This is a genomic window from [Clostridium] aminophilum, from assembly GCF_900101295.1.
GTDB lineage: Bacteria > Bacillota > Clostridia > Lachnospirales > Lachnospiraceae > Clostridium_R > Clostridium_R aminophilum_A.
Window position 1 is genome coordinate 1 of record NZ_FOIL01000065.1, and the last position, 13,356, is coordinate 13,356.

Consider the following 13,356-nt stretch of genomic DNA (forward strand, 5'->3'; position numbering starts at 1 on the left):
TCCAAACCGAACCGTACTGTCGTCATCATCCTTTGGATACCGGATGATAAAATGTCCTACCACACTTCCCTTTTCATCAATTGCCGTAAGCGGAAAGAACCTTCCGCTTTCAATCTGTGGAGCATAATTCTCCTCGATATCATTTTCCGAAAGCGGAAACTTGTTAAATCTGTCTGCAGACCATCTGTAAAGTTCCTCCTCTGTCCGGAGCCATTTGCAGATTGCGACGGCATCTTCTCTTCTATACTCTCTTAATTCCATATCAGTCTACATCCTTTCCTCTATGCTTGGATACCCAATTCCTTTGTCAAAATGCACAAAATACTATGAAATCCATTGCAATGCCTGCATAATCACTTCAAAATTCGTCAGGTGAATATAATGTCCGCTATTATTGGCTCGCAGTAGAATTGACTGATCGGAAAAGGTTAGATATTCCTGCATCAACGACTGCCACAAATCTTCAACTTTAACTGCAAATTCCTTTGTGGTTTGTCCGAATTCCATGATTTCTTTTATTTCAAATTCACTTTCATGGGTTATGAGTACGATGGGGATCTTTGGAAAATCCCCTTTTTCTTTTAATTGACAGATTTCTTTTTCCTCATGCGCCAGGCGATATTCCTCTAAAGCCACATCGTGTAGCTCTGCCTTTGTTAATTCATCTAAAATATATTTCTTTGCTTCCGGCGAAAATTGATCGTAGTAATAAAATGGGGGGGCTTTTCTCATGATCAATTTTATAACAGGTCCTAAATGGCAGGAAGCCAGTTTTTTCATGTTCACAAAGTTTTCCGATTTATTAAAGCCGCTCTTTTTCTGTTCTTTCGCTGTTAAAAATACTGATTTATATGTGTTGTCATTTGCAGATAAAGGATCAACAAACACTATTCCATAAACCATATCCGGATAGATTCTGGCAAATTGCTGCGCATACAGACCTCCCTGTGAATGCGCCAAAAATGTGATCTTACCTTTACACGGTAATTTCATTAACAAAGCATGTAATTCTTCGGCTATATTTTTAGGCGAGCGAGCCTTGGAAATATTTCTGCCGCGCTCATACAAAAGAACGGCAAATTGTTTTGACAGTTGCTCTGCAATATGCCACCACTCACCGGCAACTGCACCAAGTCCCATTTCAATAACCAGATCAATATCTCCCTCGCCAAATATGCGATAGGATATATTCTGATCTTCTATCACTTTGCTTTTCAGTGATAATCCCTTTTTCATTTGTTTTCTCCCATAGTCACAACGATAATTCCTTGAACCCAAAATAGCAAAAAACAAAAACTGGTCTTCTCCTTACACTGATAAAAACCTGTATTCAACCTAATTATCTTGCGATAAAGGGCTTATATAGCGATGGAGCTTTGATCCCGACAATACCCGCAATCTGCTCCACGCTTGTTCCATCGTATCCATTCTTTGCAAATAACGTTAATGCCACATCTAATATTTTCTCTTTGGTAGACATGGCTCCCTACATTCCGCTAATTAATATTAGCCTCATTATAGCTAATGCACATTAGCTCATCAAGATAAAATATACGACTGACCGTAACCATTCGGTTTCAGTCAGCCGTTTTTTTCTCTTGCCGCCAGCTTTCTTTGTACAATGTTGACGGCACCGCCGTGGAAACAGGAATTGATTATAACAAGACCTTTTCCCATCCGCTTCTATGAAAGTATTCTTTCGAAGACCCTGCAAAAATCCTGCACTCCGTCTGTCCCGAGAATATAAATATTCGGGAGATAGGACATTCTCGCCCTGCTGTATACTATCCTTTCAAGTCCGCAGTCAAAAACAGTGTGATTTGTCAGGGCGACATCGCATTTCTTTTCCCCGGAAATCTTTATAAATTTCTTAATAGATTGTCTTTGCAGCTCACTGCCGTCTTCATCTCCCCAGGGAGGCGTTGCCCCGCCGAAAAGACAGGCCATATGTTTTTCCCCATTCTCATGCACCGGAAAAATGAAACTGGAACATCCTTTTGTGTGTCCCGGAGTTGACATTACATATATATTCCTGTCTCCGCAGTTGATCGTATCTCCGTCAGAAATATACTCATCGATCTCAAACTCTTTCCAGTTATCATCCTGTCCGTCTTCATGCGGAGTGGAGAGCCTTAATCTGTCATCCTCTTCGGATAAAAAGGTTTTCGCTCCGGAGTTTTCCTTAAGCCACTTCCCGCATCCGACATGATCGATATGCCCGTGTGTCATTAAAAACATACTGATCCCTTTACCACCCCAGCCTGCTTCATCAATGGCGCAGAGTATCTCGTCATAGACTTTTTTATCAGGCCAGATACCGTCGATCACCACAAGCCCTGCCTCTGTATTCAGTATGTAGCAGGCTGTTTCCTTCTGTGCCACTATTATCAGATCGTCAAAGATCTGTGCGTGGGTAAACCACGACATATCTTCCATCCGCTTTATCGTTTCAAATGTTAATTCCGGTATATCCTTCATTTTTGTCTCCTTCTTTTTCACCAGGATTATGCTAACGATAACTTCCGTTTTTCCCTTCTTCGTCAGTTTCTCCATCTGAAAACTCAATCCTCTACAAAATTTGAATTTGTTATCGAAGACAAACCAAAATCTGGTTCTTTAATTCTTCGTAATTTGAAACCTACAATGTTCTGCTCCACGTAATATCGTTTCCAGGATCTCAACCTCAAATGTGCTATTGGGTTCCAAGCAGTTTAAAACATACAAAATACTTTGTCTGCTGCAATTACACTGATCAGGATCAGTAACTTGGCCAGACTGTACTTTGGGACAAGTGCATTTCTCGTATCCAAGTTCATAGGTATGTCCGGCCTCGATGACTTTTCCAAAATATCCGTTTCCATTCATTGCTTCGCCATAGATAATATCAAAATCACCACCACAGGACTTATACAACTTGATCTGTGCAGGAAGAACAGTGTCTTTTACACAGGTTACGGCTTGTTCATAATACTTGTCTTTCATAAATCGTCCCCTTATCTATAAAGTCTGTATTTTGCATTCAGCACCAATTCTCCATCATCAGCATAAACACAGTCCTCAAGAATATATTCTCCATTGTGTTTACGATATACTTTTTTACATCCTGTTTTCTTGGATAATTGTCCAATGAATCCTGTTTAAAGTTTTCTGCTGATAATAATTCGATTCTGATCAATTTTTCTCTGCTCCTATCTCATGTATACCTTACAAAAATGTCGCAAATGCTTCTCGATGTATTCCATGCATTCTTTCTCACACTGCGGCTGTCTGTCTGACCTTGCAATCTGCAGAACAGCCGGTGCGGTAAGTTCTACTGCAAGCAGCTTCGGATCATCCTTTACGACTATCCCCTCATCCATCATTCCCTTGATAATCTTTGCAAACATCCTCTGTATTCCATCCAGCTGGTGTCTGGTTGTAGCCTCGGAAATCCTTTCATTCCTGAACTGCTCTTGCACAAGAAGCATCCGCGTCTTGCGGATTATGGGATCCCGCATTGTGAATGAGATCCTTTCCATAGTCACCTTTATAAACTCCTCCCGGCTCTGCGGCACCTTTCCGATGTTTTTCTCAGATCCAAACATTACCTCATACCGCTCTTCCGCAGAATCAATCAACGCATTCAGAATGTCCTCTTTGCCCTTATAGTGCTTATATAGCGATGGAGCTTTGATCCCGACATTATTTGCAATCTGCTCCACGCTTGTTCCATCATATCCATTCTCTGCAAATAACGTTAATGCCGCATCCAGTATTTTCTCTTTGGTAGACATTGTATCCTCCATTCCGCTAATAAGCATTAGCCTTAATATAGCTAACGTTCATTAGTCAGTCAAGTTTTTTCTGTGCTAACACAAAAAAAGCCTGCGAACATCAGGATTTCTCCCAATGCCCGCAGGCGTGATTAAATAGAATTGTTTTTTCAAATCTTATCCATTATTTCTCTATCATTTTTCTCCGAATCCTTGATTCTATCGTAATCCTCTACATCCAAGCCCAGATCTACATGAGATTTTGACCTTGTAACATTTTTACCCAAGAGAACAACAGTCTCATCGTGACTCTCATTGGGTTGGAAAGAACGATTTGCCTTTATAGTGTCAAATTCCTTAGGTGTTCCCTTATAAAACGGAACTTTAAACTTTACACTATCTACCCAGAATTTCTGTCCATTTATCACATCCGGCTTTTCCAGCATATTGATTTTGTCTATAAATGAATTCAAAAACTTCTTAACTGCTTCATCAGATAATTCATCTATCCTATCCCACATGCTTGATATAGTTTTTTTCATTGCTTCAACCGAAGCTCTACGAGCGCCGTTGGTGTCTATGTTAGCTTTTACTTCAGTTATCTGTGCATCAAGATCAGCAATATCAGATGAGAATCCACGTATCAATCCGTTATAATTTGAAAAGATATCATCATACAACGGATCCTCTGGATCCATCTCAGCTATTTTAGCAAGAAGTTTTGTTTTCTTTTCCTCAATCTTCTGCTTATTCTTAGTGAGTTTCTTCAGATCGTCCTGCAACTTGTTTATATCCAAACTTTCCGCAAGAAAATCCTTGGCTATGTATTCGCTTATATTTTCCCTATCAAATAGTTCTTTTACGATTCCGAGGACTTCTGCATTAATATCATCCTGCCTTACATATGTATTGAAAGTACACGGAATACTACCTACCGTTCTGCGATGCTTACATACGTAATACCATATATCATCGTAATGCTCTTCCTTACCCTTTTTCTTCTTACGGCAAACATTTCCGTACATAGAGGAACCGCAGACAGGGCATTTCAGAATCCCAGATAAAATATGAGAATGTTCCAAACTATGAGTTTTTTCTCTTTGATATCCGGTTTTTGTTCTTTTTTCATGAGCAGTTTCCCATACTTCCCTTGAGATTATTGCCTCATGCTTTCCTTCAAACAATTTATACTCTGCCTGTTTGACAACATGAAATTCGTTTCGGGTACCTTCAATTTTTTCGTTTTTTCTTCTTCCATATGGAAGGTATCCAGCATATATCGGATTATCTAAAACAGCCTTCACGAAGGAAGTACCGATTCTGTCAGTGTTAGCATTATTCCTAACCTTCTTTTTTAATCCCTTATTATTCAAACGTTTAGCTATCGTGTTGATTCCAACATTATTTTCAATATATGTATTAAAAATCTCACGAACTAACTCTGCCTCATCCTCTGCTATAAGTAGTTCACCGTTTTCAAGCTTATATCCATACGGAGCAAAGCCACCATTCCATTTACCTTCGCTTGCTTTCTGCCATCTGCCGGCCATGGTCTGCGTCTTAATGTTTTCTCTTTCTGCCTCGGCTACAGCAGCATATACTGCTATCAACAGCTTACCTGCGGCTCCTGCAGAATCAATGCTATCTTCAACAGCTAAAAGACTTACACCATAATCCTCCAATAGTTGGAGCGAAGATAATGTATCTGCCGCGTTTCTTCCAAATCTGCTCAGTTTAAATACAAATACATAATCAGGAGTTTCTTTGTCAGGGTTCTGAATATCATCAAGCATTTCTTGAAATTTTGGTCTTCCTTTGATATTCTTTCCTGATTTTCCCTTGTCAGGATAAACATCAAGCACCTCGTAGCCTCTATGGGCTGCTTCAGCTCTTAACAGTTCCTCCTGCGCTTTCAAACTATATCCATCAACCTGTATAGCCGTAGAAACGCGGGTATATATATAACAGGTTTTTCTTTCCTTTTTCTGAATCAGGTTCTTTGCCATATTTCACCCATATCCACTAATCTAATAAATCATGATACTAAACAAAATATATAATCAACTATTACAATTATTCTTTACTACCATCTATTTCTTCTTGATATTTTTCTTTAATCCACTTACTGAGAAGCGCAGATGAAGTCATTTCATATTTGGTAGCAAGTTCTTTAAGCTTATTCTTATCATTGACGCTCAACGAAACAGACATTATAGTTCTCTCAACCGGCTCTATCTTTCTTTTCATATTCACATCTCTCCTGTAAATCAAGCGAAAGTTATTCTTATATAAAAATTATATAATTTTTATATATTCATTTCAATTATTATTTGCGAGAATATAAAAGTCTTTGGTAAGTGGTACTTATGAACCTGATATAAAGATGATAATTGGACTTTTTATGGACAAATCAAGGACATATCTGGGTACAATTCTTGAAAATGGACTCTCTCTGGACATTTTATGGGTTAGATATGAGAAATTTCAGAAAAACTGGTCTCTATAAGTTCCAAAAATGGGTTAATTATAAATAATTGGTCTTTATTTGGAAATTATAGAGGCCATTTTTTTATAATGGGAACGATTTTGAATCCGCTGATCCACTGTTCTATCGTTGCCGACAAGCTGCCACTATTACGAACAGGCAATATAAGATGTGTCCGGATAGTTCCCAGATCACCCTAGATAGCATCAAGGATCATCCCCAAGGATAATACTGCGACATATTACGTCGCAACAAAAAAGCCCTTATCGGGCTAAAAATGATACTGCGACGCAGTGTGTGACAGGGGATTCAAAACTACGACATAACCACACAAGAAAATGTGCGAGTTTAAGCGGGTTCCAGTGAGATTACGTCGCAGTGCGACACGGTGCGTCGCACTTACGACATAGCTAAATCTGTTGGTTTATCAAGGTTTTTATAATGAGCGTCAGATCAACGACGTACAATGACTTAGATATCAAAAGGGCATAAGGGGGAGTAACACACAAACGATCAGTCCCTTGGCCTTTTAATTTATATTTGTGCGGCCGGCACAGCCGGCACTCCCCGCGATACCACCACCTTCGTCATCAGTATCACATAGAATCATGCATCTATTCCATATGGCTCAATTTTTTTCATAAGCATACTGCTTGTGACGTTACTTCTGTTTTCAAATCTCATACAGAAATCTTGCGGATTCACATTACACAGAACACTGTTTTCAAATATATCTCTTGTAAACCTGATGGAATACACATATTCGTCATTAACTTCGCCCGCACTATTACGACGTTGAGTATAACCGGATATAACTATGCCATGAATAGCAGGACTAACATTAAACACATTTGCAGATATAAAAATCGCCAATCCGAAAACAAGTTTGGCATATTCCTGTTTAAGCGTAGCTTGTGTCTTTTTCTTTTCTTTCAGATTTCCGCTTGCAAGCCTTACAACCTCGTCCTCTGGGAGATCTTCTATTTCAGGCAAATCTACATCGAGATACATTACGTGATTATTCTGGCGCCATTCATAATCCACATTTATCTCAACAGGTAATTCGCAGGATGAAATCCAGGATTCTACCGCTTCACTAACCTCCTGATCCTCCCCATCTATCAGATTTTGCATATATTGCTTGCTTGAATTAAATTCTGCATCATATCGCTCTGTTTCCGCTTTTTCGACATTAGACTCTTCTGAATCAAAGGCCTCTTTTTGCTGCATCCATCCTGATATCGCTGAATTCAACCGACTTTGAAGATTTGATTCGATATACTCTTTACGAAGTTTTCCAACTGTAAACAAACTTCCACGAACAGTCTCCTTTGCTTCTTTTGCAAGCTGATCCCTTATAACCCCCTCAGTCGGGTATGGTACTTCATACTGTTTTCTTTGATACACTGGCGGCCTAAGGCTGTTCAATATCTCTATATATTGTTCTTTCTTATCCACTTGCGGAGACAATTTATATATCTCGATAAATTGATCGTTTTCAGCCTTAGCTTCTTCATATGCCTCAGCTAATTTCTCTTGTCGCTGACCTTCAAGATTCTGAACCATCTTCTTATATGAATCAGTTGTCTTTATTTTTCTTATCACAGACTGATCATAAATAGGATTTCCTCGGCCATCGAGAATTACAACCTTTCCATCCTGATCCATTTTTAGCTGAACAGATCCCGGAAGTGCCACACTCGATTTTCCCCTTGATCCAGCTGAGGAGCTTCTATGCGATGATGAGTGGGATTTATGGTGGCTCGTCAGTTTTGTGCTATATGATAAACCAGTACCTGGAATACCAACCGTTGCCCTTGTACCACGGCCACCAAAATTCATGGAATGGCCTCGCCCACCAAGAGACAGGCTGGCTCCTGATTTTGAAAAATTTACCTTTACTCCCTTACAAATCTTAACCGATTTTCTAAATCGCATTCCCATAAAAAATACCTCTTACTTAATCAATAAATAAATCAAATTTATACGCAGAATTTGACGGTGCATGTTTTATATAAAATGTAACATCACCAGAATCTCCTTTGATGAACGTACTTACTTCATCCGGACGATATTCTGAATATTCAGCCTGTATCTTCTCTACAGTTATGGATGAATCGATAATAGGAACTATGGTCTCAAGGGCTTTTTTTGCTGAATCCGCGTCATTGAAACTACCATATATTCTTAAATTGTGATATGTTAACGCTCCATCAGAGAACATTCCTGGTTTAGATGCAACAATTTCAAAAGTCGAATCAGTAGCTTCACCAAAGGTTCCTACGCTTTCATTAAAGGCCTGCAACCTATACTCTGTTCTATAATGCTCTTCGTGAATATCATAATTAGTTGGATTGGTTATTTTGTTATCGGCAACTGAATTGTATTCTTCTATAAAGTCTGCTATCAAAGCATACATGTCATCTGCCGTTACTTCTTTATCTGTAGATGTTTCAGATGCTTCCCCATTCCTATTATCAACCAACTCAACCGAGTCCACCGTATCATCCCCCAGAATTGTACATTCGATTCTTACATAGTAATCACCTTTATATTCATCTGTATTGCTGGTGACTCTCGCTTCATCATAAGTTTCAGCAACCTTAAACAGTTCTCTTCCTGTACCGGTTTTCCGAGAATCAGCATAAAGTCCATACTTTTTAGCAAGTTCTTTTATATTGCCAACCGTACCCGACTGCAAAAACTCAGCATAAAAGTCAGCCAAAGGATCTTCTGAAGTCATTTGTTCAGATTCAACTGTTTCTGTTACACTTCGTTCGGAATCTGCTACTTTATTATCAGTACTAGGATTTTCCGTATCTGCTGAAGCAACAGTTCCTTCGCTCGTAGATTGATTATTACTGTTATCACTTGGCTTGCCCGATAAAGCAATGATGAGATAGAAAATCCAAGCAACAGCTATAATCCCATACTTTAATACAGCGTTCATATGCTTCTTCCTCACCAGAAGAATTGTTAACGGAAGTGGAAATATAAATATCCATCCAAGTACCCATAACCAAGTTTTCTTCTTTGGTTTTTGCTGAACCGGAGCACCATACTGTTGTGCAGAAAATTGTCTAGCCTCTGACTGTGCTCTCTGTCTTCCTTTTTCAAACTGATATCCCGTCTCTTCGGCATTATCGTATTGAACGTGCTGCACCTCATCATCGAGATACAAATTATTGCCACAATAATTACAAGTAAGATTCTTTTTATCTGCATCAACTTGTATTGAGGCTCCACAATTAGGGCAAACCATATTAACTATCTTCATTTCCCGACCTCCAAACTATTCCAAGCAAGAAAATCCTCTCACGTAGAACCATTAATCATTATACGGTGTATCCTGAATTCCTTTTTCCTTAAGATTCTCAACAAAAGGATCGAGTAGTCTACGCCAATGAGCAGTAATCGTTTTGCTACCTCCAAGTAGCTTAACCAAAGTAGGACTTATTGCATAATACAAAGTAATGAATCTCCTTCCGAACCATGACTGCTCCAAAACATCATCACGGAAACGTCTTAAAACCCATAACTGTGGACAATCATAAGTCCCGTATACGCACGTGGCTACATAACAGCCACTCTTTTTTCTTTTCTTCTTAGGGTAAAGCATTTGATGAACAGCAGAATTCTTATTTCGCTTTTTCTGCATTTTTTTTGAATAATCTCCCATAGGGTTCGTGTGATACTTTGCCATTGTTATTCTCCTCCTAATATATAGTTGTGGGGTTAAGTAACCTAACAGCCAGCTAGGCCTTAGCCCTCTTGTTGCTTAAGCTGTACAATGATAAGGCATTGGTCTGACCTTGTTCTCCTAGGACCACTTAGCGTCCGTTAGAAAGCCAGTCAGCCAGCTTATCATTTGCAGCTGTTCGTTTTATGTAGGTAGGACTGTCTTGTACACGTCCGGTTAATACCACAGGAGATAGAATAAGCAATGGGGAATGCTGGACACCATGCAAATTCAATGTTGGGGAGGAACCTTATTTATGATGTACAACGCAGTTGGAATTGATGCTTCTAAAGGAAAGAGCACCGTTTCCATCATCAGACCCGCAGGTGTTGTTGTTAAACATCCTTATGACGTAATGCACACAGCAAGTGGGCTGAATGACCTAATCTCTTATATACAGTCCCTTGAAGGTGAAACAAAGGCTGTAGTCGAATGCACAGGTCGTTATCATGAACCTGTTCTAAAAGTTTTTTCTGAAGCCAATATTTTTATCTCAGCAGTCAATCCTAAATTGATCAAAGGTCAAAACGACAATACTCTCCGCCATGTAAAATCCGACCCTGCTGATTCTCGCAAGATAGCACGTTATGCTCTTGACAACTGGGCAGAACTGCGACAGTATTCAAGCATGGATACTACACGAGAACAGTTAAAAACACTAAATGCACAATTCGATTTCTTTATGAAACAGAAAGTGGCTGCAAAAGCCAACCTGATCTCTCTTCTCGACAACACTTATCCTGGCGTTAATAAACTCTTTAAGAGTCCTGCCAGAGAAGACGGTAGTGAGAAGTGGGTGGACTTTGCGTACTCTTTTTGGCATGTAGACTGTGTCCGTAAGATAGGTCTTAAAGCATTCACAGAGCGGTATAAAAGCTTTTGCAAAAAACATAAGTACAACTTCCGTACTGGAAAGGCACAGGAGCTTTTTGAATTATCACAGGAGCTTGTAGCTGTATTTCCAAAAGACAAAACCTACAAGATGATAATCCAACAGAGCATACAACAGCTTAATCTTGCATCTGAACATCTTGAAAAACTGCGTAAGGAGATGAATGATCTTGCATCTACCTTGCCTGAATACGAGACCGTAATGGGCATGTATGGCGTAGGTAAAACATATGGGCCTCAGTTAATAGCTGAGTTAGGAGATATCTCCCGTTTTACACATCGTGAAGCCATAACTGCATACGCTGGTGTGGATCCAGGTGTTGATGAGTCTGGTCAGCGTAAGCGCAAAAGTAATGCTGCTTCAAAATGTGGTCCATCAAGACTTAGGAAGACTCTGTTTCAGCTTATGAGCACTATCCTTCAGAATAAGCCAGCTAACGATCCAGTATATCAGTTCCTTGACCGAAAGCGCTCTGAAGGTAAGAATTACTATGTCTACATGACTGCTGGGGCTAATAAGTTTCTCCGCATTTACTATGGCAAAGTTAAAGCTCATTACAGAGAACTCGAAGCACAATCCCAAGAGCAATAATCAGTTGTCCAATATCAAGTCTTTCAAACCGGCAAATCACGTTGTGGTCAAGGCGGTTTGTTTGCTATACCATTTTTCATGCTTTCAACTTTTTTCAATTTCCTATTGACTTTTTATTAGTAGGCTCTTAAAACGCCAGATATCTTTTGTGGTTCAATGGCTGTTGGAGCCTTTCCATTTGACAATAATAATCGCTCATAATAACCACTATCAATTTGCCTAGCCAATTCACGTGATTGATATTTTTCTTTGGATGCCAATTCCAAATAAAACTTCTTTTCTTCATAATCCTTGGTCTTTGAAACAATGTGCATATTATTAGTCCAAGTATTTTCTCTCAGCAGTGATGAGAGTTCTGGATGGTCCTTATATGTCTCATAAAATTGTTTCATTCTCCAAATATTCTGAGAAGAGTATCCGCGAATACCAGGCTCCCTGCTCAAAATATAATCAGACAAAGCCTTAACAGTAGACTTTCCCCAACCATCAGACTCAGCCTTATTCGAAACATACTCACCTATATTCCAATACAGTTCTATAACCGTAGAATTGACCTGAAATTCAGCCTTTTGCTTTGCTGAGTAAATCATGTTAAGTATATCATCAAACATTTCTGTTTTAACTATTTCACCCAAGCTATCCGCCTCCAAAATCTAAAATCCGTGCAGTCACACCACAGAAATTATAACAAAATCACTCCAATCCTGTACATAACGATTTTAACTTGTTTCAGAGTTTTTTAGGGGAATTTGCATAGAAAAATGACTATCCATTTCTGAATAATCCCCTCTTACATGCTAAAATCAGTGTATTATATATTTCAATTCTAACATTCTTAATTATCGAACTAATATAAATATCGTAAGAAACGTAAACCATTTCTTTGGCTCAATTTAATTATAATAACAGAAAAGGCTGTCGCAAAAATCGAAACCAATAAAAAGTAAACCATATATTGATATCCAGAAAAAAGGATTAAAAATATTCCGTGAGAAACGTAAATCAATGTACTAATCTTCCTAATAAATCGTGATTTATCTACGCTCAATACTATCTTTATCCTGCATACCAATGTAAAGAAAAAATATGTTAGCGGATAAACTGACACCCATAAAATAGTCGATGACGTCTTATAATACACAACCAGTAACATTGATTCAGCTATTAAAGCTATTAAAGATATAGCAAAGCCGATAATTGAACCACTTATTGGTTTTCCTTCCCACTTTCTGTTTTTTGTCAAATACATTCCCATTGCAACATATGGAAATCCATAAAACAGTCCATTCCTCGTCCCCAAAACATCTGAGAACTGAATCTTAAATATCTGAAATGCTATAGGCGCCCATGATGATTTAAAACATCCTACCAATAGAAATAACACTGATATAACAAGAATAATTCTATAATCCAAAAACCTTAGTAACAGATAAACTATGACTATTCCTATAATGTTTCCGCACAGAAACCACAATGCGTGTGAATTTCCATCCCAGAAAAACAATCTAATTATCTTAATTACCGAGTACCCTTTTGAATGGATAATATCATATGGCAGATATATCAAAGACCAAATTATATATAATATTCCCAACCTTTTTATTGTTTCGATAACTCTGTTGTTTTCCAGCAGAAATATGCACTTGAAACAAAAAAGAATGGAACACATAAGCGTGTGACAATACCAAATCCCTTATCCAACCAGAAGTTGAATCCAAATGGCTCCGTATGAATGCATACAACCAAAAAAGCCATAATTAGTTTCACTAAATCCACTGTTGTATTAATTGACTTTTCTTTCATGCTTTTTCTCAATCCTCCCATACATTTTTGAAGGATGATTAGAACAAGCAATCATATTGAAATTACATCAATCACCCTCAAGAATGTGTACTTT

The 13,356-nt window shown here is 38.6% G+C and carries 14 protein-coding genes and 1 pseudogene; 1 reads left to right on the forward strand and 14 read right to left on the reverse strand.

The genetic code is table 11. The annotated features are described in order from the left end of the window. From BMW41_RS12525 to BMW41_RS12570, 11 genes and pseudogenes are all read right to left on the reverse strand, one after another. Positions 1-261: pseudogene (locus BMW41_RS12525) on the reverse strand (hypothetical protein); the annotation flags it as partial. A 63-nt stretch (positions 262-324) separates the two neighbouring features. After that, positions 325-1,236 carry an alpha/beta fold hydrolase gene (locus tag BMW41_RS12530; RefSeq protein WP_074650426.1) on the reverse strand — a complete coding sequence of 304 codons (912 nt, stop codon included), beginning with the start codon at positions 1,234-1,236 and terminating at the stop codon, positions 325-327. A gap of 103 nt (positions 1,237-1,339) precedes the next feature. Next, positions 1,340-1,480, reverse strand: coding sequence for a TetR/AcrR family transcriptional regulator (locus BMW41_RS12535; protein ID WP_081844156.1), 141 nt, complete (start codon positions 1,478-1,480; stop codon positions 1,340-1,342). A gap of 203 nt (positions 1,481-1,683) precedes the next feature. Continuing rightward, positions 1,684-2,553 (reverse strand): MBL fold metallo-hydrolase, encoded by an 870-nt coding sequence (locus tag BMW41_RS12540; RefSeq protein ID WP_330387000.1) that lies wholly within the window; start codon positions 2,551-2,553, stop codon positions 1,684-1,686. Positions 2,554-2,616: 63 nt separating this feature from the next. Further along, positions 2,617-2,982: a hypothetical protein gene (locus BMW41_RS12545; protein ID WP_031472159.1), complete on the reverse strand. Its 366-nt coding sequence runs from the start codon at positions 2,980-2,982 to the stop codon at positions 2,617-2,619. 206 nt (positions 2,983-3,188) lie between these two features. Continuing rightward, the gene (locus tag BMW41_RS12550) at positions 3,189-3,773 is read right to left on the reverse strand and encodes a TetR/AcrR family transcriptional regulator (protein WP_074650427.1); all 585 of its coding nucleotides are present in this window, start codon (positions 3,771-3,773) and stop codon (positions 3,189-3,191) included. 149 nt (positions 3,774-3,922) lie between these two features. Further along, the gene (locus BMW41_RS14785) at positions 3,923-5,758 is read right to left on the reverse strand and encodes a recombinase family protein (protein WP_074650429.1); all 1,836 of its coding nucleotides are present in this window, start codon (positions 5,756-5,758) and stop codon (positions 3,923-3,925) included. Between the two features lie 67 nt (positions 5,759-5,825). Further along, entirely contained in the window at positions 5,826-5,999 is a 174-nt protein-coding gene (locus tag BMW41_RS14660) for a hypothetical protein (protein ID WP_177171243.1), read from the reverse strand. A gap of 844 nt (positions 6,000-6,843) precedes the next feature. Next, complete coding sequence (locus tag BMW41_RS12560) at positions 6,844-8,181, reverse strand: DUF4236 domain-containing protein (protein ID WP_074650431.1); 1,338 nt, start codon at positions 8,179-8,181, stop codon at positions 6,844-6,846. Positions 8,182-8,197: 16 nt separating this feature from the next. Then, a complete protein-coding gene (locus BMW41_RS12565) occupies positions 8,198-9,514 on the reverse strand; it encodes a TFIIB-type zinc ribbon-containing protein (protein ID WP_074650433.1) in 1,317 nt (438 codons plus the stop codon). Positions 9,515-9,565: 51 nt separating this feature from the next. Then, positions 9,566-9,940, reverse strand: coding sequence for a CFI-box-CTERM domain-containing protein (locus BMW41_RS12570; protein ID WP_074650435.1), 375 nt, complete (start codon positions 9,938-9,940; stop codon positions 9,566-9,568). 295 nt (positions 9,941-10,235) lie between these two features. Here BMW41_RS12570 and BMW41_RS12575 point away from each other — a divergent pair, with 295 nt between their 5' ends. Further along, entirely contained in the window at positions 10,236-11,459 is a 1,224-nt protein-coding gene (locus BMW41_RS12575) for an IS110 family RNA-guided transposase (protein WP_074650441.1), read from the forward strand. A 116-nt stretch (positions 11,460-11,575) separates the two neighbouring features. Here BMW41_RS12575 and BMW41_RS12580 read toward each other — a convergent pair whose 3' ends face one another. The 3 genes from BMW41_RS12580 to BMW41_RS15470 all read right to left on the reverse strand — a co-directional run bounded on the left by BMW41_RS12580 (position 11,576) and on the right by BMW41_RS15470 (position 13,283). Beyond that, positions 11,576-12,094 (reverse strand): DUF1016 N-terminal domain-containing protein, encoded by a 519-nt coding sequence (locus tag BMW41_RS12580; RefSeq protein WP_242870354.1) that lies wholly within the window; start codon positions 12,092-12,094, stop codon positions 11,576-11,578. 212 nt (positions 12,095-12,306) lie between these two features. After that, positions 12,307-13,128: an acyltransferase family protein gene (locus tag BMW41_RS15465; RefSeq protein WP_074650437.1), complete on the reverse strand. Its 822-nt coding sequence runs from the start codon at positions 13,126-13,128 to the stop codon at positions 12,307-12,309. Then, complete coding sequence (locus BMW41_RS15470; protein WP_420341571.1) at positions 13,059-13,283, reverse strand: acyltransferase family protein; 225 nt, start codon at positions 13,281-13,283, stop codon at positions 13,059-13,061. The genes BMW41_RS15465 and BMW41_RS15470 overlap by 70 nt, the downstream gene beginning before the upstream one ends. Positions 13,284-13,356: the final 73 nt, after the last annotated feature.

Coding starts and splice junctions, on each gene's coding strand:
- BMW41_RS12575 (WP_074650441.1), top strand. CDS start 10,236: ATGTACAACGCAGTTGGAATTGATGCTTCTAAAGGAAAGAGCACCGTT.
- BMW41_RS12565 (WP_074650433.1), bottom strand. CDS start 9,514: ATGAAGATAGTTAATATGGTTTGCCCTAATTGTGGAGCCTCAATACAA.
- BMW41_RS14660 (WP_177171243.1), bottom strand. CDS start 5,999: ATGAAAAGAAAGATAGAGCCGGTTGAGAGAACTATAATGTCTGTTTCG.
- BMW41_RS15470 (WP_420341571.1), bottom strand. CDS start 13,283: ATGGGAGGATTGAGAAAAAGCATGAAAGAAAAGTCAATTAATACAACA.
- BMW41_RS12530 (WP_074650426.1), bottom strand. CDS start 1,236: ATGAAAAAGGGATTATCACTGAAAAGCAAAGTGATAGAAGATCAGAAT.
- BMW41_RS12560 (WP_074650431.1), bottom strand. CDS start 8,181: ATGGGAATGCGATTTAGAAAATCGGTTAAGATTTGTAAGGGAGTAAAG.
- BMW41_RS15465 (WP_074650437.1), bottom strand. CDS start 13,128: ATGTGTTCCATTCTTTTTTGTTTCAAGTGCATATTTCTGCTGGAAAAC.
- BMW41_RS12545 (WP_031472159.1), bottom strand. CDS start 2,982: ATGAAAGACAAGTATTATGAACAAGCCGTAACCTGTGTAAAAGACACT.
- BMW41_RS12550 (WP_074650427.1), bottom strand. CDS start 3,773: ATGTCTACCAAAGAGAAAATACTGGATGCGGCATTAACGTTATTTGCA.
- BMW41_RS12570 (WP_074650435.1), bottom strand. CDS start 9,940: ATGGCAAAGTATCACACGAACCCTATGGGAGATTATTCAAAAAAAATG.
- BMW41_RS12540 (WP_330387000.1), bottom strand. CDS start 2,553: ATGGAGAAACTGACGAAGAAGGGAAAAACGGAAGTTATCGTTAGCATA.
- BMW41_RS12535 (WP_081844156.1), bottom strand. CDS start 1,480: ATGTCTACCAAAGAGAAAATATTAGATGTGGCATTAACGTTATTTGCA.
- BMW41_RS14785 (WP_074650429.1), bottom strand. CDS start 5,758: ATGGCAAAGAACCTGATTCAGAAAAAGGAAAGAAAAACCTGTTATATA.